A 21,508-nucleotide genomic window follows, 5' to 3' on the forward strand; every position below is an offset into this window, starting at 1 on the left:
GGCCTACAGATCCAGCAGGCCTTCGGGCGGATCGATCTCGATGGTGCCGTCGCGCAGCGACACCGAGGTGACGATCGCGGTCACGAAGGGCACCAACACCTCGCCGGATTCGCGCCGGACCGCCAACAACTCCCCCGCGGCGGTATGCAGGACCTCGGCGACGACACCGACGTCCTCGCCCGTGATCGTCCGCACGTGTAGGCCTTCGAGCTGATGGTCGTAATAGGTGTCCGGCTCGTCGATCTCGGGCAGGTCCTCGGAATCGACGACGAACAGGGTGCCGCGCAGCGCGTCGGCGGCGTCGCGGTCCGTGACGCCGGCCAGCCGCACCAGCAGCCGCCCGCCGTGCTCGCGCGCGGTCTCGATCACGCAGCTGCGTTCCGCACCCCCACGGGAGGGCTTGGCCCGCAACGTGTTACCCGGCGAGAACCGGGCGGCGGGATCGTCGGTGCGGATTTCGACCACCAGCTCACCGCTGATGCCGTGCGCTTTCACCACGCGCCCGACGGTCAACTCCAAGGGAGTTCCATGAGAGCGCCGGCCTACTGGTCGGTGTCCACCACGTCGACGCGGATGCCGCGACCGCCGATGCCGGCGACCAGCGTGCGCAACGCGGTCGCCGTGCGACCGCCGCGGCCGATCACCTTGCCCAGGTCGTCGGGATGGACGTGAACCTCGACCGTGCGCCCCCGGCGACTGGTCACCATGTCCACCCGGACGTCGTCGGGGTTGTCGACAATCCCGCGAACCAGGTGCTCAACTGCGTCAACGACAACCGTGCTCATCGCCGCGGTCAGCTTTCGGTGGTCGACTCGGCCTGCTCGCCGCCCTCGGCGGGCGCCTCAGCCGGCTTGGTCTCGGCGGTCTCGGCGGCAGGCTCGGCGGCGGGCTCGGCCTCGCCCTCGGCGGCCTTGGCGGCCTTCTTGGCCGGGGACTTCTTCTTCGGCTTCGCGGCCTCGGTGGTCGGTCCGCCTTCGGCCTCGGCCAGCGCGGCGTTGAACAGCTCGAGCTTGCTGGGCTTGGCGGGCTTGACCTTCAAGCGGCCCTCGGCGCCGGGCAGGCCCTTGAACTTCTGCCAGTCGCCGGTGATCTTCAGCAGCTTGAGGACGGGCTCGGTGGGCTGGGCGCCCACGGACAGCCAGTACTGGGCGCGCTCGGAGTCGATCTCGATGAGGCTCGGGTCTTCCTTCGGGTGATACCGGCCGATGACCTCGATGGAGCGACCGTCGCGCCGGGTCCGTGCGTCGGCGACGGCGATGCGGTACTGGGGATTGCGGATCTTGCCAAGCCGGGTGAGCTTGATCTTGACAGCCATGGTTAAGCGACTTCTCCTGTGTGTGTCACGCTGCAATTCAGCGATCGGGGCGGGAATGCCCGGATCCGGTTTTGCCTCGCGTGTCTGACCACGAAGCGATGCGTGATCGCTCGGCGGACAGCCGCCTATTGTGCCAGACCAGTGGCGGCGATCAGAAATCTCACATCACCTTCTGGAAGACCTTGGTCTCCACCCGCCGCGTCATCCGCCAGCCCTCGGGGGTGCGCGCGAACTCGTCGTCGTACCAAAGGCCGCAGAACAGCACCTGATCCTGTTCGCCGCCGAGCACCATCGGGTTGAAGCAGATCACCCGCGACGACGCCGTCTCCCCGTCGATGCGCACCGAGAAGTTGCCGAGCATGTGCGCATACACCGGGAAGTTGGGCAGCACCTCGGAAAGCCACTTCTTGACCTCGGGATAGTGGCCCTCGATGCCGCCCAAGGCCGTGTAATCGATGTAGGCGTCAGGGGTGAACACCCGGTCCAGGTCGTCGAAGCGGCGGTTGTCGATCGCGGTGGAGTAATCCACCAGAAGCTGCTGGATCTCCAGGCGGTCGGATATCTCGGCCAGGCTCAACATGCATCGGACAGTAGACGAAAATCCCCGCCGAAAAGGGCCGGAAGTTAGACTTTCGGCCCATGCGCAAGCTCATGGCCTCGGTGTCCAGGATGGCCGCGGCGCTGGTCGTCGCCGGGGCGTGCGGTGCTACCGCGCCCACGTCCTGGGCCGACAGCAGCCAACCGGTCGGCTCGATTCCCATCCCCGACGGCCCGGCGCAGACCTGGATCATCGCCGACCTGGACAGCGGTCAGGTGCTGGCCGGCCGCGACCAGAACGTCGCCCACCCGCCGGCGAGCACCATCAAGACGCTGTTGGCCCAGGTGGTCCTGGATTCGGTGAGCCTGGATTCCACGGTGGTCGCCGACGTCGCCGACACCCAGGTCGAATGCAACTGCGTCGGCGTCAAACCGGGCCGCACGTACACCGCGCGCCAACTTCTCGACGGCCTGCTGCTGGTCTCGGGCAACGACGCCGCCAACACGTTGGCCCACATGCTGGGCGGCCCGGAGGTCACGGTCGCCAAGATGAACGCCAAGGCGGCCTCCCTGGGCGCCACCAACACCCATGCGGCGACGCCGTCCGGTCTGGACGGCCCCGGCGGGTCCGGTTCGTCGACGGCGCACGACCTGGCGGTCATCTTCCGCGCCGCGATGGCCAACCCGGTGTTCGCGCAGATCACCGCCGAACCGTCGGCGATGTTCCCCGGCGAGAACGGCGACCACCCCATCACCAACCAGGACGAGTTGCTGCAGCGCTACCCCGGCGCGATCGGCGGCAAGACCGGGTTCACCAACGCCGCCCGCAAGACCTTCGTCGGCGCCGCCGCGCGCGGTGGCCGCCGGCTGGTGATCGCCATGATGTACGGGCTGGTGAAAGAGGGCGGGCCGTCGTATTGGGATCAGGCGGCGACGCTCTTCGACTGGGGATTCGAGCAAAGCCCGCAGGCCGGCATCGGCTCGCTGTAATCGCCGCTCGCGCAACTCAATTCGGCAGCGCCGCGGTCAGCAGCGTCATCAATACCGGGATCCGCTGCGCCGCGATCTCCGGTTGGGGCAGCACCCCTTCCACCACGGCGGCGCCGTCGAACACGTTGGTCATCAGCGCCACGAACACCGGGAAGGTGTCGTCCGGAAAGTGCTCGGCTCCCGGCAGCGCCCGGGCGGCGTCGTGGATCTTCGCCGCATACTGCCCCAGCTCGTGTTGCAAAGTCTCCCTGAGCTTTTCGTCGGTGCGGGCGGCGACCAGGAGTTCGTAGATGACGGCATTGGTGGCGCCGCTGGTGATGTCGCGCAGGATCACCAGCGCCGCCTCGAGCGGCGGCTGGTCGGCGGGTATTTCGGCGACTCGCTTGGTGAAAGCCTCCACCTGGCGACGCAACACCTCGGACGCCGTGGCCGCCATGAAATCGCCCATGGTGTCGAAGTGCCGGAACAGCGCGCCGACCGACACGCCGGCCCGCTTGGTGATCACCGCGGCGGATGCCCTGGCGTAGCCGACCTCGATGATGGTGGCGATGCAGGCGTCGAGGAGTCGCGCGACCGTTTCTTCCCGGCGCTGTTGCTGAGTCCTCGCCATGTCAGGCGCTTCGCCTCGCGGCGCCCTGCGGCCGACGGGTGCGCTCACCGGCCCGCAGGTAACGGCCCGACTTGACCGTTTGCCCGTAGCCGTCCCGGAATTGGCCCCCGCCGAACACGACGACACCGCCCACGCCGGTGGCGACGACGGCGTGGTCGTTGCGGTTGACCATGCGGCGCAGGCCGCCGTAGAAGGGCACCGCTTCCTCGTGGTAGCCGTCGACGGACTCGTCGAGACCGGCCGGGTCGATCACGACGAAATCCGCACGATCGCCTTGCCGCAGCGTGCCGGCGTCGATGCCGAACCAGTCGGCCAGTTCGCCGGTGAGCCGGTGCACCGCGCGCTGGGTCGAGAGGAAGGGCGCGCCGGCCGCCTGCGCGTCCTTGGTGCGCTTGAGCATGCGCAGTCCGAAGTTGTAGAAGGCCATGTTGCGCAGGTGCGCGCCGGCGTCGGAGAAGCCCATGTGGATGCTGGGGTCGGCGGCGAGCTTGTCGAGCTGCTTGGGCCGGTGGTTGGCCACGGTGGTGGTCCACCGGACGTTACGCTCGCCGTTCTCGACGAGCACATCGAGGAACGCGTCCAGCGGGTGCAGGCCCCGCTCGTCGGCGATCGCGCCAAAGCTCTTGCCGATCAACGACTTATCGGGGCATTCGACGATCACCGCGTCGTGGAAGTCGCGGTGCCACAGCGACGGCCCGAGCTTGACGCGGTCGAACTCGCGGCGGAATCGACGGCGATAGGCCTCGTCGGCCAGGAGTTCGTTGCGCTGCAACTGATCACGCAGATGCAGCGCGGCGGTGCCCGCGCCGAACTCCTCGAACACCGGCAGATCGATTCCGTCGGAATACAATTCGAACGGCACCGGCAGATGCTGGAATCGCACGCTGGACCGCAGCAGCTTGTTGAGGACCCGGGTGCCGAACCCGAACGTGTGCACGGCGAGCGGCATCGACTTGGCGTCCGCGGAGACCAGCATGCTCATCCGGACTCCCTTGCCGCGACCGAAGATTCGGCTGCTGGTCAAGAAGAACATCAGCGACAGGATCGGGTTCTCCAGGTTCGGCGCGCTCTGCAGAATCCGGCCGCGCCTGCGCAGGACCTTGATCAGTCTGCGTCGTTCCCGCCAGGTCGCGAACGTGGACGGCAGGGCGCGGGACCGGAAGCGTTCGCCGTCGAGTTTGTCGATGGCCGCGTCCATCCCGGACATGCCGAGCACCCCGGCGTCGAGCGCCTCGTCGAGCAGCGCCGCCATCTTGTCCAGCTCGTCGTCGGTGGGCCGGACCGCGGGGTCGGTGGCCCGTTCCAGTCCGAGCACCGAGGTGCGCAGGTCCGAATGACCAAGCAGCGAACCGACATTCGGGCCGAGCGGCAGGGCATCGATCGCCTTGACGTATTCCGCCGCCGTCGACCAGGTCCTGCCCGAACTCAACGCGCCGAACACGTATTCGCGGGGCACCGCTTCCACCCGGCTGAACAGATCGGCGGCGTCCTCGGAATCGGCGTAGACCGTCGACAACGAGCAGTTGCCGAGCAGCACGGTGGTGACGCCGTGGCGCACCGACTCGCGCAGGCCGGGGTCCAGCAGCACCTCGGCGTCGTAGTGGGTGTGCACGTCGAGGAAGCCGGGCACGACCCACTTGCCGGCCGCGTCGATCACCTCGGGGCAGCCGGTCTCGTCCAGCGGCTCGGCCGACACCGCGGCCACGACGCCATCGCGGATGCCGAGCGTGCGGGTCAGCGGCGCGCTGCCGGTGCCGTCGAACCACAATCCGTCACGAACGATCACGTCGTAGGCCATTGGCTTCCCCCAAGTCGCGGTTGCCCGAACGCTAACATAGATAGCAAGCACTCGCAATCTTTTCCGAGCGCGGCAGCGGCGCCCCCGCCTGCTGGTAAGTCTGCGTCACCGAGCCGCGGCGACGACGGCGACGCGCCCGGCTACGCCGGTGAACGGAAAATCTTGCCGCGCAACATGATCAGATCGGGATTGTTCAGCACGGCGGGCCCCGACCGCGGGTCGCGGGCAAAGCACAGCAGGTCGGCCGACGCGCCGTGATCGAGCCCCGGGCGTCCGAGCCAGCCCCGCGCGTCCCAACACGCCGCGCCCAGCGCCTGCGTCGGGCTCATCCCGATGCCCTTGAGCGCTTCGACCTCGTCGGCGATGCGGCCGGGGGCGACCATGGTGCCGGCGTCACTTCCGGCGTAGATCGGCACGCCCGCTTCCCGGGCCGCCGCGATCCGCGACAGGCCGCGCGCATGCAGGTCGCGCATGTGGGCGGCGTAGGCCGGATACTTGGCGGCGGCCTCGGCGATCCCGGGGAAATTCTCGATGACGTTGACCAGCGTCGGCACCAACACGGTGCCGCGCTCGACCATCAGCTCGATGGTGTCGTCGGTCAGCCCGGTGCCGTGCTCGATGCAGTCGATGCCGGCGTTGATCAGGCCGGGCAGCGCGTCCTCGCTGAAGACGTGCGCGGTGACCCGGGCGCCGTGGGCGTGGGCGGTTTCGATCGCGGCCTTGAGCACGTCGTCGGACCACAGCGGCGCGAGGTCGCCGACGCCGCGATCGATCCAGTCGCCGACCAGCTTGATCCAGCCGTCGCCGCGGCGCGCCTCCTCGGCCACCGCCTCCGGCAGTTGCCACTCGTCTTCCAGCTCGCGCGAGAAGCCCGCCGCGTAACGCTTGGGTCTGGCCAGATGCCTGCCGGCGCGGATGATGCGGGGCATGTCGTCGCGCTCGTCGAGGCTGCGCGTGTCGGTGGGCGAACCGCAGTCCCGCAACAGCAGCGCGCCGACGTCGCGTTCGATCTCGGCCTGGGCGACCGCCTCGTCGAGGGGGATCTCGCCGTGCTGGCCGAGGCCGACGTGGCAGTGGGCGTCGACCAGCCCGGGCACGATCCACCCGCCGTCAAAGACGGTGTCGGCGCCGGCGACCGGTTCGGTGCTGATCCGCCCGTCGACGATCCACAGTTGGATCTCGGTCTCGTCGGGCAGTGCCACGCCCCGCACGTGCATGCGCACGGCGGCGGCTACCTGCTTCCGGTCCAATGGTGACGACCCGCTTCGCCCGGTCCCCCGCAAGCGGGAGGTGCCCCCGCCGCCGCGCTCGCGATCGTTCCGGTCCAATGGTGACGACCCGCTTCGCCCGGCTCCGCCGCGCTCGCGATCGTCACGACTTGCCCGGGAACTTCAGCTTGGACAGGTCGAAGTCGGCCAGCCCGGGCGGCAGCTCGTTGAGACCCTCGGGCATCTGCGACAGGTCGGGGAACCCGGCCGGCATGCCCGGCATCCCGGCGCCCAGCGGGTTGCGCACCTTGGGCGGGGTCGGGCCGCGTCCGCCCTTCTTGGCTTTTTTGCCCGCCTTGCCCTTGCCCGATTTGGCTTTGCGCGTCGCCGACTTGCGGCCCATCCCGGGGATGCCCATGCCGCCGAGCATCGACGACATCATCTTGCGGGCCTCGAAGAAGCGGTCGACCAGCTGGTTGACCTCGGACACCGTGACGCCCGAACCGTTGGCGATGCGCAGCCGGCGCGACGCGTTGATGATCTTCGGATCGGCGCGCTCGGCGGGCGTCATGCCGCGGATGATGGCCTGTAGGCGGTCGAGTTGACGGTCGTCGACCTGGGCCAGCGCGTCCTTCATCTGCCCGGCCCCGGGCAGCATGCCCAGCAGGTTGCCGATCGGCCCCATCTTGCGGATGGCGAGCATCTGTTCCAGGAAGTCCTCGAGCGTGAGCTCGCCGCTGCCGATCTTGACCGCGGCGGCCTCGGCCTGCTCGGCGTCGAAGACCTGCTCGGCCTGCTCGATCAGGCTGAGCACGTCGCCCATGCCCAGGATGCGGCTGGACATCCGGTCCGGGTGGAAGACGTCGAAGTCCTCCAGCTTCTCGCCGGTGGAGGCGAAAAGGATTGGCACACCGGTGACCTCGCGCACCGACAGCGCCGCCCCACCGCGGGCGTCGCCGTCGAGCTTGGTCAGCACCACACCGGTGAAGCCGACGCCCTCGCGGAAGGCCTCCGCGGTGGTGACGGCGTCCTGGCCGATCATCGCGTCCAGGACGAACAGGACCTCGTCGGGGTCGACGGCGTCGCGGATGGCCGCGGCCTGGGCCATCAGCTCGTCGTCGATGCCCAGCCGGCCGGCGGTGTCGACGATGACGACGTCGAAATGCTTGGCGTTGGCTTCGGCGATCCCCGCCGCGGCGACCGCGACCGGGTCGCCCGGCCCGGATTCCGGAGACTCACCGGGGTGCGGCGCGAACACCGGCACGCCGGCGCGCTCACCGACGACCTGCAGCTGGTTCACCGCGGCCGGGCGCTGCAGGTCGCAGGCCACCAGCAGCGGGGTGTGGCCCTGCCCCCGCAGCCAGGCGGCCAGCTTGCCGGCCAGCGACGTCTTACCGGAACCCTGCAGACCGGCGAGCATCACGACGGTCGGCGGCGTCTTCGCGAACGCCAGCTGCCGGGTCTGTCCGCCCAGGATGCCGACGAGTTCTTCGTTGACGATCTTGACGACCTGCTGCGCCGGGTTGAGGGCACCGGAGACCTCGGCGCCTTTGGCGCGGTCCTTGATCCGGGTGACGAAGGCGCGCACCACGGGCAACGACACGTCGGCTTCCAGCAGCGCCAACCGGATTTCGCGGGTGGTGGCCTCGATATCGGCGTCGGTCAGTCGACCCTTGCCGCGTAGCCCGGCAAGGGCGCCGGTCAATCGGTCGGACAGCGATTCAAACACCCCGCCAGCCTAGTGGTGATCGCCAGCCCCGCGCCGCGGGGCGCAGCGGGTCACCACTCATCGGGCCGAGTGAGCCCGGTGGGGCGGACTCGTCGTCGCCCCTCGACGCGACACTGCAACCACGCACACGACACGCCGCGAACGATGTTCGTAATTTCAGTCACGCGGGGACGGCGAGCGGGTTTGAATGGTCGAGTGCTCGAGGTGATCGACAAAGGGTCCTGCACCGAAGCGCATCCAGTGCCGCTGCTCTTCGTCCACGGCGGGTGGCACGGCGCATGGTGCTGGGAACACTTCCAGGACTTCTTCGCCGACGCCGGCTACCGCACGGTCGCGGTGAGCCTGCGCGGGCACGGCACCAGCCCCACGGCGAAGCCGTTGCGCAAGGTGTCCATCGCCGACTACATCGAGGACGTCCGTTCGGTGGCCGACGACCTGGGCGGCGGGCCGATCCTGATCGGACACTCGCTGGGCGGCTTCGTGATCCAGCGCTACCTCGAAGACCGCAGCGCCCCGGCCGCGGTGCTGGTGGGCTCCGTGCCGCCGCAGGGCGTGCTCACCTTGGCGTTGCGGGTCTGGCGCCGCCGGCCGTCGATGACGATGGAATCGTGGAGCGATCCCACGCTGCTGAAATTCCTCGCCACCCCGGCGCTGGCCCGCGAGTACCTGTTCTGCCCCGACACGCCCGAGGACGTCGTCGAGGCCTGCCGGCAACAGGCCGGGGCCGAGAGCGTTCGGGCCGCCATGACCGATCCGATCATCCGCCGCGTCAAAACCAAGCGGGTGACGACGCCGATCCTGGTCCTGGGCGCCGAGTACGACGGCTTCGTTAGCGTCCGCGAGGTGCGTAACACGGCGCGCGCCTACGGAACCGAGCCGGAATTCTTCCCCATGGGCCACAACATGATGCTCGAACCGGGCTGGGCCGACGTCGCCGAACGCATCCGCGACTGGCTGCAAGCCCACGAACCGGTGACCCACGCGCGATAGCGAGTCGAGTCGCTCCAACACCGAAAAGCGTTGGCGTGCTAGATTTCACAGCCGCCACTCAACCGAGCTGGCCGTGTCGAACAGCAACGATTGGGGGGCCTGTGTCGATGCCGGCCAGCAGCATCCAAGCGCGGACCGACACCGACCACAGCGACCACAGCGGCACCACCGTGCTGCGCGGCTGGCAGCGCAGGGCGCTCGTCAAATACCTCGCCGGCCAGCCGCGCGACTTCCTGGCGGTGGCCACCCCCGGATCCGGCAAGACGACGTTCGCGCTGCGGGTGGCGGCCGAACTGCTCGCCCAGCGCGCCGTCGAGCAGGTCACCGTCGTGGTCCCCACCGAACACCTCAAGGTGCAGTGGGCGCAGGCCGCGGCGCGGCACGGCATCGCCCTGGACCCGAGATTCTCCAACAGCAACCCGCGGATCGCGCCGGAGTATCACGGCGTCATGGTCACCTACGCTCAGGTCGCCGCGCACCCCACGCTGCACCGCGTCCGCACCGAGCAGCGCAAGACGCTGGTCATCTTCGACGAGATCCATCACGGCGGGGACGCCAAGACCTGGGGCGACGCCATCCGCGAGGCCTTCGACGACGCCACCCGCCGGCTCGCGCTGACGGGCACGCCCTTTCGCAGCGACGACAGCCCCATCCCGTTCGTGACCTACGAGGCCGGTCCCGACGGCATACGGCGGTCGCAGGCCGATCACACGTACGGCTACACCGACGCCCTGGCCGACGGCGTGGTCCGGCCCGTGGTCTTCCTCGCGTACTCCGGGGAGGCGCGATGGCGCGACAGCGCCGGCGAGGAGCACGCGGCCCGACTGGGCGAGCCGCTGTCCGCCGAGCAGACCGCGCGGGCGTGGCGCACGGCGCTGGATCCCGCTGGCGAGTGGATGCCCGCGGTGATCACCGCCGCGGATCTGCGGCTGCGCCAGCTGCGCACGCATGTGCCCGACGCCGGCGGCATGATCATCGCCTCGGATCAGACCGCGGCCCGCGCCTATGCCACCCTGCTGACGAAGCTGACCGGCGAGGCGCCGACGCTGGTGCTCTCCGACGACCCCGGATCCTCCGCGCGCATCAGCGAATTCGCGGCCAGCACCAGCCGCTGGCTGGTCGCGGTGCGCATGGTCTCCGAGGGCGTCGACGTGCCGCGGCTGTCGGTCGGCATCTACGCCACCAGCGCCTCGACCCCACTGTTCTTCGCCCAGGCCATCGGCCGCTTCGTGCGGTCACGGCGCCAGGGCGAGATCGCCAGCATCTTCGTGCCGTCGGTGCCCAACCTGCTGCAGCTGGCCAGCGAGCTGGAAACCCAGCGCAACCACGTGCTCGGCGAGCCGCACCGGGAATCCGAGGGCGACCCCCTCGACGGCGATCCGGCCACCAAGGCGCAGGACGAGAAGACCGACCTCGACAAGGGATTCACCTCGCTGGGCGCCGACGCGGAGCTCGATCAGCTCATCTTCGACGGATCGTCGTTCGGCACCGCCGCTCCGGCCGGCAGCGACGAGGAGGCCGACTACCTCGGCATCCCCGGCCTGCTCGACGCCGAGCAGATGCGCGCGCTGCTGCACCAGCGCCAGGACGAACAGCTGCAGAAGCGGGCCCGACTGCACCAGGAGGCCGGATCGCCGGGGTCCGTCGAACCCCCGTCGGTGACGGTGCACGGCCAGCTTCGGGAGCTGCGCCGCGAGCTCAACGCCCTGGTCTCGATCGCCCATCACCGCACCGGCAAGCCGCACGGCTGGATTCACAACGAATTGCGGCGCCGCTGCGGCGGTCCCCCGATCGCGGCGGCGAGCCGCGAACAGCTGCGGGCGCGCATCGACGCCGTGCGCCGGCTCAACGCCGAGCAGTCCTGAGCCGGGGCGTGCCCGGCACGCTTGTGCATGTGACAAATTGGGGCCAGAGTGGAATCTATGACCGAACAGAAAGTGATCGAGCAGTGGCTCGAAGGCTGTGCGGTGCAGCGGATCATGTTCCGCGACGGTCTGGTACTGAATTTCGAGGACTACAACGAACTTGTGATTACGGCACCGATGCGTCTGACCCTGCCGGCCATCGAAACCTCGCCCGCCGAAGTGATCGCGATCGACCCGAACGACCCGGCGAACCAACTGCGTCCGCTCTTCGATTTCTCCGGGTCAACCTGCACCGGTGCCGTCTGGAACGACGCCGGAGATCTCCATCTCGAGTTCTCCGACGGTCACCGGATCGACGTGCCGTCGAACGACAACGTCACCGCGTGGGAGCTGTATAGCAAGTACCACGGCTACGCCGCCTGCCTCGCGCACGGCAAAATGCGGGTCGTTCGCCTCGATACGGCCGGGGCCGACGGCGACCGCTGAGCCGGCGCGTGGGTGTATTTCATGCGTCGCGTGGACTACGTCATCCAGTATGTCGAATCGCTCAGCAGCTCGGTGGCGTTCTACCGCGACGTGATCGGGCTCGAGGTGCGCATCGAAGGCGATGGCTACGTCGAGTTCGAGATGGCGAACACCAAGTTCTCGCTGTTCGAACGGTCGAACCTTCCGTCGCTCATCGGCCGCGAGGGCGGCGACCCGCCGTGCGGCGAGATCGGGTTCCTGACCGACGACGTGGACAAGGAGGCCGAACGGTTGAGGGCCCTCGGTGTCGAGATCCTCACCGGACCGGTGGACCGGCCATGGCGGGAAAGGACGCTGCACATCGCCGACCCGGACGGCAACATCATCGAGTTCGCCCAGAAGTTGCACTGATCACCGGGCCGTCGTTGGGGCGCCGTCGTAATCGGGACTAATCGCCGACGGGTTCCTCGAGCACCTCGACCGCCGGGCTGCCGAGCGCGGCGAGCAGGCTCTGCTCGACCGCGTCTCGAGCGGCTTGCCCGCCCGATGCGGCCGTCACGCAGAAGACGTCGGCCGCCGTCGACCCGAACGTGTTGACCTTCGCCCAGACGATGTCGGTTCCCGCCCGTTCCAGCGCCCGGGTCAGCAGGGCGAGCAGCCCAAGGCGGTCCATGGCGCGCACCTCGACGATCAACTGGCCGGCGGTGGCCGTATCGACCCACAGGATGCGGGGCGGGGCGGTCGAGCGCGTCACGGGCACCCCGACCTGGACCTCACCGGCCCGCGTGGCCGCCGCGCCGGCGGCGTCGCTGTCGCGCTTCTCCAGTGTGCCCAGCACGTCGACATCACCGGCGAGCGCGCCGGTGAACTGCTGGCGCAGCAGGCCCGCCTCCGGCGGCGCGCCGAACAGCGGCGACACCACGAACTCGACGACCGCGAAGCCCGCGTCGGTGCTGGCCGATGCCGAATGGATGCGCAGCGAGTTCAGCGCCAGCACTGCGGCGGCCTTGGAGACCAGCCCCCGCTGATCCGGGGCGGCCATCACCACGTCCAGCCGCTCGCCGCCGCTGGGCTTGATCTCCACGTGGACCGCGCGTTCGGCGGCAAGCGAAAGGTATTGGGGCGCAGTCGGTTCGGCCTCGGGAAGTGGCTCCCCCGCCATCACCAGCCGGCAGCGCCGAACCAGCTCCTCGACCAGGGACGCCTTCCATTCGCTCCACACCCCCGGCCCGGTGGCCTTGGAGTCGGCTTCGGTCAGCGCGTGCAGCACTTCGAGCAGCAGCGGATCGCCGCTCAGCGATTTCGACACGCGCTCAATGGTTTTGGGGTCGTTCAGGTCACTGCGGGTCGCCACCACCGGCAGCAGCAGGTGGTGGCGGACCAGCTGCGCGAGCGTCTCGGCGTCGGCGGGCGAAAGCCCCAGCCGGGGCCCGATATCCAGGGCCAGCCCCGCGCCGAGCACGCTGTGGTCGACGCCGCGGCCCTTGCCGATGTCGTGCAGTAGCGCGCCGAGCGCGAGCAGGTCGGGCCGCGCCACGCGGGTCGCCAGCGGCGCGGCGTTGACGGCCGTCTCGATGACGTGGCGGTCCACCGTCCATTTGTGGGCGACGTCGCGCGGCGGCAGGTCGCGGATCGCGTCCCACTCGGGCAGCAGCCGGCCCCACAGGCCGGTGCGGTCGAGCGCCTCGACGGTGGCCACCGTCGTCGGGCCGGCGGACAGCACAACCAGTAAGTCGTCCAACGCTTCCTGCGGCCAGGGCACCGGCATCTCGGGCGCGCCGGAGGCGAGGCGGCTCAGCGTGGCGGCGCCGATCGGCAGCCCGGTGTCGGCCGACGCGGCGGCTACCCGCAGCACCAGGCCCACGTCGGTGTCGGGCCGCGCGTCGCGGGCGAGCACGATCTCTCCGGCGTATTCGACGACACCCCCGTCGAGCGGGCGGCGTTTGGGCCGGCGCACCAACGCCGAGACGCCGCGGCGCGGCAGCGCGTTCTCGGCGGTGCGCAGACCGGTCTCGGCGTGGTAGGCGATGGTGCGACCGGCGTCGGACAGCTTGCGGGCCAAGTCGAATCGGTCGCCGATGTGTAACGCGGCGCTGAGTTCGTCGCCGTATTGGGCCAGCAGCTGATCGCGACCGCGCCCCGACACCCGGTGCAGCTCGGTGCGCACGTCGAGCAGCGTCAGGTGGGCATCGTCCAGCGAGCCGCCCGGCGATTCCGGGCGGGCCATGCCGTGGCGGTCGATGAGCTGGGCCACGCCGAGCGCGTCCAGCAACTGCACATCGCGAAGGCCGCCGCGGCCCGACTTCAGGTCCGGTTCGGCCCGCTGCGCGATCCGGCCGCAACGCTGCCAGCGGGCGTTGGTCATCTCGACGAGCTCGTTCATCCGGGAGCGAATCGCGCTGCGCCACTGGCGCCTTGCGCCGGCGATCAATTCGTCGGACAGCCGCGCGTCGCCGGCGATGTGGCGCGCATCCAGCATGCCCAAGGCCGCGATCATGTCGCCATTGGCCACACCCAGGGCCCCGAAGACGGTCCGCACGCTGTGGTCGAGCCGAACGTTGGCGTCCCACAGCGGATACCACAGCTGGTCGGCGACCTTGACCAGCACGTCGTCGGACTTGTTGTCGTGCAACAACATCAGATCCAGATCCGAATACGGCAACAGCTCGTGGCGGCCCAGCCCGCCGATGCCGACGATCGCGAAGCCGCTCTCGTCGTCGATCTCGATCTCGGCCGCCTTGGCCATCAGCCACGATTCGTGCAGATCCAGCCAGGCGTGCCGCAGTTCGGCGGCGTGCAGCGCGCCGCCCTCGGACAGCAGTTGGCGCCGCGCGGCAGCCAAATCGTCTGCCCCGCCGGCACTTCCTGTCCCCGCTAGGTGCCCGGGCGGATCGGAGCCGTTCGGGGTCATGCCCGCGCGGCCCGCCCGGGTCGAATCAGCAATTGACGAAAAGTGTCATAGCGCATCGGTTCCACGCTCGCCGGTGCGCACGCGCACAATGGTTTCCACGGGACTGACCCACACTTTGCCGTCACCGATCTTGCCGGTGCGCGCCGCCCGCACGATGCTGTCCACGACCTTGTCGACGATGGAGTCGTCGACGACGACCTCGATCCGCACCTTGGGCACGAAGTCGACGGAGTATTCGGCACCGCGGTAGACCTCGGTGTGACCCTTCTGCCGTCCGTAGCCCTGGATTTCGCTGACCGTCATCCCCAGGACGCCCGCGTCCTCGAGGCTGGTCTTCACGTCATCGAGCGTGAACGGCTTTACGATCGCGGTGATCAGCTTCATGACTGCTCTGCCTCCACTTTGTCGCCCACTCGGTCCTCCTTCACGCCGTTGCGGGTGTCCGCGACAGCGACCCGGGGCGGGAGCACCGAGCCGGTAGCCACCGCGAAATCGTAACCACTCTCGGCGTGCTCGGCCTCGTCGATACCCGTGGCTTCCGCTTCCGGGTTGAGGCGAAGCCCGATGGTGTACTTCAGGATCAAAGCCAGGATCAGCGTAATCACCCCAGAGTAGATGAGGACGCTGAACGCGCCGATCGCCTGCCGCTCGAGCTGGGCCCAGCCGCCGCCGTAGAACAATCCCTTCGACACCCCGACCACACCGTTGATCGCCGGGCTCTCCGGGGCGGCGAGCAGGCCCACCAGCAGCGTGCCGGCCAGGCCACCGACCAGGTGCACCCCGACCACGTCGAGCGAGTCGTCGAAGCCGAACTTGAATTTCAGGCCGACGGCCAGCGCGCACACCACCCCGGCGACCAGGCCCACGACCAGCGCGCCCAGGACGTTGACCGACGAGCAGGACGGCGTGATGGCGACCAGGCCCGCGACGATGCCCGACGCCGCCCCCAGCGTGGTCGCCTTGCCGTCGCGGATGCGTTCGGTGAGCATCCAGCCGAGCATCGCGGTGGCCGTCGCGACCGTGGTGGTGATGAAGGTCGTCCCGGCGACGCCGTTGGAGCTGGTGGCCGATCCGGCGTTGAACCCGTACCACCCGAACCACAGCAATCCGGCGCCGAGCATCACGAACGGCAGGTTGTGCGGGCGGAACAGCGTGGTGGGCCAGCCGCGCCGCTTGCCCAGCACGATGGCCAGCATCAGGCCCGCCACACCGGAATTGATGTGGACCGCGGTGCCGCCGGCGAAGTCGATCGCGTGCAGCTTGTTGGCGATCCAGCCGCCGTGCTCGGAGGCGAAGCCGTCGAACGCGAAAACCCAATGGGCGACCGGGAAGTAGACGAATGTCGCCCACAGCCCGGCGAACACCAGCCAGGCGCCGAACTTCAGGCGGTCGGACACCGCGCCGGAGATCAGCGCGACCGTGATGATCGCGAACATCAGCTGGAACGCCACGAACACCGTGGCGGGCAGGGTGCCGGCGAGCGGAATGTCCGTTGCCGCAGTGCCTTTGCTCGGGTCGGCGGCCACCGCGTTGACACCGATGAGGCCCTTCAGGCCCCAGTAGGACGTCGGCTTGCCCATGAAGTTGCCGACGTCGTCGCCGAAGGCGACCGAATAGCCGTAGAGCACCCACAACACGGTGACCACGCCCATCGCGCTGATGCTCATCATGAGCATGTTCAGCACGCTTCTGGCGCGCACCATACCGCCGTAGAAGAACGCCAGGCCCGGCGTCATCAACAGCACCAGCGCGGAACTGGCCAGCATCCAGGCGGTATCGCCGGTGTTGGGCTGGCCCAGCATCGGGTATGTCACTCGCAATCTCCTCCGGTCGGGCCGCAATGGGACGTCAGACACGCGTCTGGTGACCTGATCCAGAAGATTGCGCAATGGTTGTTTCGGCGATGGTGCCGTCGTGTTTCGGCGGGATTAACGTCCCGCGCGCCGCCGCGGCGGTGTCAGCCGAGCAGCGCGTCGACGAAGGCGGCCGGTTCGAACGGCGCGAGGTCGTCGGGGCCCTCGCCGAGCCCGACCAGCTTGACCGGCACTCCCAGCTCCTGCTGGACCCTAAAGACGATGCCGCCCTTGGCCGTTCCGTCCAGCTTGGTCAGGACGGCGCCGGTGATCTCGACGACCTCGGCGAACACCCGGGCCTGGGCCAGGCCGTTCTGCCCGATGGTGGCGTCGAGCACCAACAGGACCTCGTCGACCGCGGCGCGCCGGGTCACCACGCGCTTGACCTTGTCGAGCTCGTCCATCAGCCCGACCTTCGTGTGCAGCCGGCCCGCCGTGTCGATGAGCACCACGTCGACGCCGGCGGCGATGCCCTTGTCGACGGCGTCGAACGCCACCGACGCCGGGTCGGCGCCCTCGGCCCCGCGCACCACCTCCGCGCCCACCCGCGACGCCCAGGTTTGCAGCTGATCGGCGGCCGCGGCCCGGAAGGTGTCGGCGGCGCCCAGGACGACGCGCCGCCCGTCGGCGACCAGGACACGGGCCAGCTTGCCGACGGTGGTGGTTTTCCCGGTGCCGTTCACGCCGACGACCAGCAGCACCGACGGATGGTCGGCGTGCGGCAGCGCCCGAATCGAGCGGTCCATGCCGGGCTGCAGCTCGGTGATCAGCACGTCGCGCAGCACGGCCTTCGCGTCGGCCTCGGTGCGCACGTCGCTGCCGGCCAGCCGGGCGCGCAACTGGGTGATGACCGATTCGGCGACGACGGGGCCCAGATCGGCGACGAGCAGGGTGTCCTCGACGTCCTGCCAGGCGTCTTCGTCCAGGTCGCCGCCGCCGATCAGGCCCAGCATGCTGCGGCCGAAGGCGCTCTGCGAGCGGGCCAGCCTGCCGCGCAGCCGCTCCAGGCGGCCCTCGGGCGGCGCGATCTCCTCGATCGCGGGGGCGGCCGGGGCTTCAGGGGCCGCCGGGGCCGCGGGGGGTTCGGGCTCGGGCTCCGGCGCCGGCGCCGGCGGCGTGACGGTCTCGGGTTCGGGGAGGTCGACGTCGGAGATGGTGCGCCGGGGGGCGTCGCGCGGGATGGTGGCGTCGTCGCCCACCCCGGGCAGTCCGGTGGTGTCGAGGCGCTCGGCCGGCGCCACGGTCGGTGTCTGGCTGAAGGTGATGCCCGAGGACGCGGTGTATCCGCCGGAGCGGTCGATCGCCCCGGGTTCGGTCCGGGTCGAGAAGCTGATCCGGCGCCGGCGGTACCGCAGCAGGCCGAGGACCAGCGCGACCAGGACGACGAGAACTATCAGGACCGCGAGCGCGATCCAAAGACCTTGGGACACGCTGACATTGTTTCAAGCGGGCCGGTGCCGGTCGGTCACCGGGGCGTGCCCGCCCCGCTGATCAGGTCGCGACCAGCTGCTCCACCTGCTGGCCGCGCATCCGCTGGGAGATCACCGCGGTGATGCCGTCGCCCTGCATGGTCACGCCGTAGAGCGCGTCGGCGACCTCCATCGTCGGCTTCTGGTGGGTGATGATGATGAGCTGCGAGCGCGCCCGCAGCAGCTCGAAGAGCGAGATCAGGCGGCGCAGGTTGGTGTCGTCGAGGGCGGCCTCGACCTCGTCCATGATGTAGAACGGCGACGGGCGGGCCCGGAAGATCGCCACCAGCATCGCCACCGCCGTCAGCGCCTTCTCGCCACCGGACAGCAGGGAGAGCCGGGTGACCTTCTTGCCCGGCGGGCGGGCCTCCACCTCGATGCCGGTGGTGAGCATGTCGCCCGGATCGGTCAGCCGCAGCCGGCCCTCGCCGCCAGGGAACAGCACGGTGAAGACCTCGGTGAATTCGCGCTCCACGTCGGTGTAGGCCTCGCTGAACACCTGCAGGATGCGGGCGTCGACCTCGTCGACCACGCCGAGCAGGTCCTTTCGGGCGGCCTTGACGTCCTCGAGCTGGGTGGACAGGAAGTTGTAGCGCTCCTCGAGCGCGGCGAACTCCTCCAGCGCCAGCGGGTTGACCCTGCCCAGTTCGGCCAGTTCGCGCTCGGCCCGCTTGGCCCGCCGCTCCTGGGTGGCGCGGTCGTAGGGAATGGGGGCCGGCGCGAACACCTGCTCGCCGCGCTCCTTGGCCTGCTCGTATTCGGCCATCTCCAGGTCGCTCGGCGGCAGCTCGTTTTGCGGGCCGTACTCGGCGATCAAATCGGCGGGCGCCATGCCGAACTGCTCGAGCACCATCTGCTCGAGCTGCTCGATCCGCATCGCCGCCTGGGCGTTGGCCACCTCGTCGCGGTGCAGCGAGTCGGTCAGGGCGGCCACCCGGGCGCCCAGCGCGTTCACCTCGTCGCGCACCGCCGCCATCGCGGTCGCGCGCTGCTGGCGTTCGGCCGCCAGGGCGTCGCGGATCTTGGACGCCGAGTCGACGACCCCGTTCAGCCGCTGCGCCAGCAGCCGGCCGGAGTCGGCCACCGCGGCCGCCACCGCGGCGGCGCGCAGCCGCGCCTCACGTGCTTGCTGGGCCCGCACCCGGGCTTCGCGCTCGGCGGCGGCCGCGCGGCGCAGCGAATCCGCCCGCCCGCGTACCGCGTTCGCGCGTTCTTCGGCGGTGCGCACCGCGAGCCGGGCCTCCACTTCGACGCTGCGCGCGTTGTCGGTGGCGGCGGCGATCTGCTGACGGTTCACGGGTTCTTCCGCCGGTGCGTGCTGGGTCTCCTGGGCGTTGCGCAGCCGGGTTTCCAGTTCGGTGACTTCGGCGACGGTCTGGGTCCGGCCCGCCTCGAGCTCCTCGCGTTGCCGCAGCAACCGGCTCCACTCGTCCTCGGACATGCGGGCTTCCTGGCCGAGCCGGCCCAGCTGTTCGTACATCCCCGAGATGGCGCTGTCGGATTCGTTGAGGGCGGCCAGCGCCTGCTCGGCGGAGTCCTGACGGGCGGCCTGCTCGGTCAGCGCGCCGGACAGCGCCGCGCTCAGCTGGGCAACCCGGGCCTCCGCGGCGGTCAGTTCGTCGCTGGCCTTGTCGATCTCGGACGTCACCTCGAGCGTGGACAGCTTGCGGTCGGAGCCGCCGCTCACCCAGCCGGCACCCACCAGGTCGCCGTCGAGGGTGACCGCGCGCAACCGGGGATGCTCCGCCACCAGGGCCAGCGCCCGGTCCAGGTCGTCGACCACCGCCACGCCCGAGAGCATCGCCGTGATCGCCCCGCGCAGCCGCGCGGGAGTGTCGATCAAGTCGAGCGCCCACAGCGCCCCCGCCGGGGCGGCCTGCGGCGCGGGGTGATCGGCGGGCCAGTCGCCGAGCACCAGCGCGGCCCGGCCGCCGTCGGCCTGTTTGAGCGCGGCGACCGCGGACCGGGCCGCGCCGAAGCTTTCGGCGGCCAGCGCGTCGGCCGCCGATCCCAGCACCGCGGCCAGCGCCGCCTCGTAGCCGGAGCGAACCTTCACCAGCTTGGCCATCGGACCCAAAAGTCCTGTGCCGGAATGGTTTTGGGTGAGCCAGGCGGCGCCGTCCTTGCGTTCGAGGCCGACGGCGAGCGCATCGATGCGGGCCCGCAGCGACGCGACCTGGCGTTCGGCGTCTCGCTCGGCGGACTGCAGTTCGGCCACCCGCGCGTCAGCCAACCGCAGCGCGGCCACGGTGCGTTCGTGGTGCTCGTCGAGGCCCATCTCGCCCTGATCGAGTTCCCCGACGCGCCCCTGCACGGTTTCGAATTCGGCCTTGGCCTGCTGGGCGCGGGCGGCGGCGGCTTCGATGCGTTCGGACAGCCGCGCGACGCTGTCGTCGATCGACTCGACGCGCGCCCGCATCGTCTCCACCTGACCGGCCAGGCGCGCCAGGCCTTCACGCCGATCCGCCTCGGCGCGCACCGCCGCCATGTGGGCGCGGTCGGCCTCGGCGGCCTCACGCTCGCGCTCGGCCAACTCGGCGCGGGCGCCATCGAGCCGGGTGCGCGCCGCGGTCAATTCCGCCAGCAGCCGCTGCTCGGCGACCGCGACCTGCTCGGCCTCGGCTTCCAATGCGTCGGGGTCGGTGTCGCTGGTCGCCACCGGCTCCACGTCGAGGTGCTGGGCCCGCTCGCTGGCGATGCGCACGGTCGCGGCCACCCGCTCGGCCAGCGCGGACAGCGCGAACCAGGTGTGCTGCACCGATTCGGCGCGGCTGGAGAGCTCCCCGACCGCGGTTTCGTGCGCGGTGAGCTCCTCGGACGCCACGGCCAGCCGCGCGGAGGCCTCGTCGTGCTCGCGCCGCATGGCGGCCTCGGCCTCGAAGATGGCCTCGCGCTCGCCCTTGCGGTTGACCAGGTCGTCGGCGGCCAGCCGCAGCCGCGCGTCGCGCAGGTCGGCCTGGATCGTCTGGGCGCGACGGGCCACCTCGGCCTGGCGGCCCAACGGTTTGAGCTGACGGCGCAGCTCGGTGGTCAGGTCGGTGAGCCGGGCCAGGTTGGCCGACATCGCGTCGAGTTTGCGGAGGGCCTTTTCCTTGCGCTTGCGGTGCTTGAGCACGCCGGCGGCTTCTTCGATGAACGCGCGGCGGTCCTCGGGCCGCGATTGCAGAATCTCGTCGAGCTTGCCCTGCCCGACGATGACGTGCATCTCCCGGCCGATCCCGGAGTCGCTCAGCAGTTCCTGGACGTCCATCAAACGGCAACTGCTGCCGTTGATTTCGTATTCGCTGGCGCCGTCGCGGAACATCCGCCGGGTGATCGAGACCTCGGAGTACTCGATGGGCAGCGCGTTGTCGGAGTTGTCGATGGTGACGGTGACTTCGGCGCGGCCCAGCGGGGCGCGCGACGAGGTTCCGGCGAAGATGACGTCCTCCATCTTGCCGCCGCGCAGGGTCTTGGCCCCCTGCTCCCCCATGACCCAGGCCAGGGCGTCGACGACGTTGGATTTGCCCGAGCCGTTGGGCCCGACCACCGCGGTGATGCCCGGCTCGAAACGCAGAGTCGTCGGCGAGGCAAAGGACTTGAAGCCCTTCAGCGTCAGACTCTTGAGGTACACGGCGAGCCAGACTACCGCTCAAAGCACCCCGGGCAGGCTCACCGAGGGGTGTCGGCCGGCCCGAAATATGCCGGCGGTGTCGCCGGGCGACGCACTGGTCACAGTAGTCACATCAGCCACGAGAGAGCGCTGCCTCGCCCCGCGACGGCGCGCGC

General features: G+C 70.0%; 17 protein-coding genes and 1 pseudogene. 5 read left to right on the top strand and 13 right to left on the bottom strand.

Annotation, left to right across the window (positions count from 1 at the left end; all coding sequences use genetic code 11):
• Positions 1-3: 3 nt before the first annotated feature.
• From rimM to AC0KTM_RS17135, 4 genes are all read right to left on the bottom strand, one after another.
• Entirely contained in the window at positions 4-519 is a 516-nt protein-coding gene (gene rimM / locus AC0KTM_RS17120; RefSeq protein WP_225328584.1) for a ribosome maturation factor RimM, read from the bottom strand.
• Positions 520-542: 23 nt separating this feature from the next.
• On the bottom strand, positions 543-785 hold the full coding sequence (locus tag AC0KTM_RS17125; protein ID WP_003878715.1) for an RNA-binding protein: 243 nt from the start codon (positions 783-785) through the stop codon (positions 543-545).
• Positions 786-793: 8 nt separating this feature from the next.
• Positions 794-1,315, bottom strand: coding sequence for a 30S ribosomal protein S16 (rpsP, locus tag AC0KTM_RS17130; protein WP_238956485.1), 522 nt, complete (start codon positions 1,313-1,315; stop codon positions 794-796).
• Positions 1,316-1,475: 160 nt separating this feature from the next.
• The gene (locus AC0KTM_RS17135) at positions 1,476-1,895 is read right to left on the bottom strand and encodes a nuclear transport factor 2 family protein (protein ID WP_238956486.1); all 420 of its coding nucleotides are present in this window, start codon (positions 1,893-1,895) and stop codon (positions 1,476-1,478) included.
• Positions 1,896-1,954: 59 nt separating this feature from the next.
• Here AC0KTM_RS17135 and AC0KTM_RS17140 point away from each other — a divergent pair, with 59 nt between their 5' ends.
• Entirely contained in the window at positions 1,955-2,842 is an 888-nt protein-coding gene (locus AC0KTM_RS17140; RefSeq protein WP_238956487.1) for a D-alanyl-D-alanine carboxypeptidase family protein, read from the top strand.
• Between the two features lie 16 nt (positions 2,843-2,858).
• On the opposite strand, the gene AC0KTM_RS17145 is transcribed toward AC0KTM_RS17140, so the two are convergent.
• From AC0KTM_RS17145 to ffh, 4 genes and pseudogenes are all read right to left on the bottom strand, one after another.
• Positions 2,859-3,452, bottom strand: a complete 594-nt coding sequence (locus AC0KTM_RS17145; protein ID WP_238956488.1) for a TetR/AcrR family transcriptional regulator — start codon at positions 3,450-3,452, stop codon at positions 2,859-2,861.
• Position 3,453: 1 nt separating this feature from the next.
• Complete coding sequence (locus tag AC0KTM_RS17150; RefSeq protein ID WP_338341719.1) at positions 3,454-5,250, bottom strand: N-acyl-D-amino-acid deacylase family protein; 1,797 nt, start codon at positions 5,248-5,250, stop codon at positions 3,454-3,456.
• A 140-nt stretch (positions 5,251-5,390) separates the two neighbouring features.
• Positions 5,391-6,579 (bottom strand): annotated as a pseudogene (locus tag AC0KTM_RS17155) (metal-dependent hydrolase family protein).
• 42 nt (positions 6,580-6,621) lie between these two features.
• On the bottom strand, positions 6,622-8,187 hold the full coding sequence (ffh, locus tag AC0KTM_RS17160; protein WP_225328589.1) for a signal recognition particle protein: 1,566 nt from the start codon (positions 8,185-8,187) through the stop codon (positions 6,622-6,624).
• Between the two features lie 195 nt (positions 8,188-8,382).
• Here ffh and AC0KTM_RS17165 point away from each other — a divergent pair, with 195 nt between their 5' ends.
• From AC0KTM_RS17165 to AC0KTM_RS17180, 4 genes are all read left to right on the top strand, one after another.
• Positions 8,383-9,177 (top strand): alpha/beta hydrolase, encoded by a 795-nt coding sequence (locus AC0KTM_RS17165; RefSeq protein ID WP_472416229.1) that lies wholly within the window; start codon positions 8,383-8,385, stop codon positions 9,175-9,177.
• Positions 9,178-9,278: 101 nt separating this feature from the next.
• Entirely contained in the window at positions 9,279-11,042 is a 1,764-nt protein-coding gene (locus AC0KTM_RS17170) for a DEAD/DEAH box helicase (protein ID WP_225328591.1), read from the top strand.
• A gap of 57 nt (positions 11,043-11,099) precedes the next feature.
• A complete protein-coding gene (locus tag AC0KTM_RS17175) occupies positions 11,100-11,528 on the top strand; it encodes a DUF6188 family protein (protein ID WP_225328592.1) in 429 nt (142 codons plus the stop codon).
• Positions 11,529-11,549: 21 nt separating this feature from the next.
• A complete protein-coding gene (locus AC0KTM_RS17180) occupies positions 11,550-11,918 on the top strand; it encodes a VOC family protein (protein WP_472416232.1) in 369 nt (122 codons plus the stop codon).
• A 37-nt stretch (positions 11,919-11,955) separates the two neighbouring features.
• On the opposite strand, the gene AC0KTM_RS17185 is transcribed toward AC0KTM_RS17180, so the two are convergent.
• The 5 genes from AC0KTM_RS17185 to smc all read right to left on the bottom strand — a co-directional run bounded on the left by AC0KTM_RS17185 (position 11,956) and on the right by smc (position 21,353).
• Positions 11,956-14,418, bottom strand: coding sequence for a [protein-PII] uridylyltransferase (locus AC0KTM_RS17185; protein ID WP_472416234.1), 2,463 nt, complete (start codon positions 14,416-14,418; stop codon positions 11,956-11,958).
• Between the two features lie 45 nt (positions 14,419-14,463).
• Positions 14,464-14,802, bottom strand: coding sequence for a nitrogen regulatory protein P-II (glnB, locus tag AC0KTM_RS17190; RefSeq protein WP_003878721.1), 339 nt, complete (start codon positions 14,800-14,802; stop codon positions 14,464-14,466).
• Complete coding sequence (locus tag AC0KTM_RS17195; RefSeq protein WP_225328601.1) at positions 14,799-16,220, bottom strand: ammonium transporter; 1,422 nt, start codon at positions 16,218-16,220, stop codon at positions 14,799-14,801. Before AC0KTM_RS17195 ends, glnB begins: the two co-directional genes overlap by 4 nt.
• Positions 16,221-16,375: 155 nt before the next feature.
• Complete coding sequence (gene ftsY, locus AC0KTM_RS17200; protein WP_472416236.1) at positions 16,376-17,701, bottom strand: signal recognition particle-docking protein FtsY; 1,326 nt, start codon at positions 17,699-17,701, stop codon at positions 16,376-16,378.
• Between the two features lie 61 nt (positions 17,702-17,762).
• A complete protein-coding gene (smc, locus tag AC0KTM_RS17205; RefSeq protein WP_472416238.1) occupies positions 17,763-21,353 on the bottom strand; it encodes a chromosome segregation protein SMC in 3,591 nt (1,196 codons plus the stop codon).
• Between the last annotated feature and the right edge of the window lie 155 nt (positions 21,354-21,508).

The organism is Mycobacterium sp. NTMscope_Eco_3, assembly GCF_976985685.1.

Bases quoted from the DNA above. Each gene is read 5' to 3' on its own strand.
- AC0KTM_RS17135 (WP_238956486.1), bottom strand. From the start codon at position 1,895: ATGTTGAGCCTGGCCGAGATATCCGACCGCCTGGAGATCCAGCAGCTT.
- AC0KTM_RS17180 (WP_472416232.1), top strand. From the start codon at position 11,550: ATGCGTCGCGTGGACTACGTCATCCAGTATGTCGAATCGCTCAGCAGC.
- rpsP (WP_238956485.1), bottom strand. From the start codon at position 1,315: ATGGCTGTCAAGATCAAGCTCACCCGGCTTGGCAAGATCCGCAATCCC.
- AC0KTM_RS17125 (WP_003878715.1), bottom strand. From the start codon at position 785: ATGAGCACGGTTGTCGTTGACGCAGTTGAGCACCTGGTTCGCGGGATT.
- AC0KTM_RS17195 (WP_225328601.1), bottom strand. From the start codon at position 16,220: ATGCTGGGCCAGCCCAACACCGGCGATACCGCCTGGATGCTGGCCAGT.
- AC0KTM_RS17140 (WP_238956487.1), top strand. From the start codon at position 1,955: ATGCGCAAGCTCATGGCCTCGGTGTCCAGGATGGCCGCGGCGCTGGTC.
- AC0KTM_RS17185 (WP_472416234.1), bottom strand. From the start codon at position 14,418: ATGACCCCGAACGGCTCCGATCCGCCCGGGCACCTAGCGGGGACAGGA.
- AC0KTM_RS17150 (WP_338341719.1), bottom strand. From the start codon at position 5,250: ATGGCCTACGACGTGATCGTTCGTGACGGATTGTGGTTCGACGGCACC.
- AC0KTM_RS17175 (WP_225328592.1), top strand. From the start codon at position 11,100: ATGACCGAACAGAAAGTGATCGAGCAGTGGCTCGAAGGCTGTGCGGTG.
- glnB (WP_003878721.1), bottom strand. From the start codon at position 14,802: ATGAAGCTGATCACCGCGATCGTAAAGCCGTTCACGCTCGATGACGTG.
- AC0KTM_RS17145 (WP_238956488.1), bottom strand. From the start codon at position 3,452: ATGGCGAGGACTCAGCAACAGCGCCGGGAAGAAACGGTCGCGCGACTC.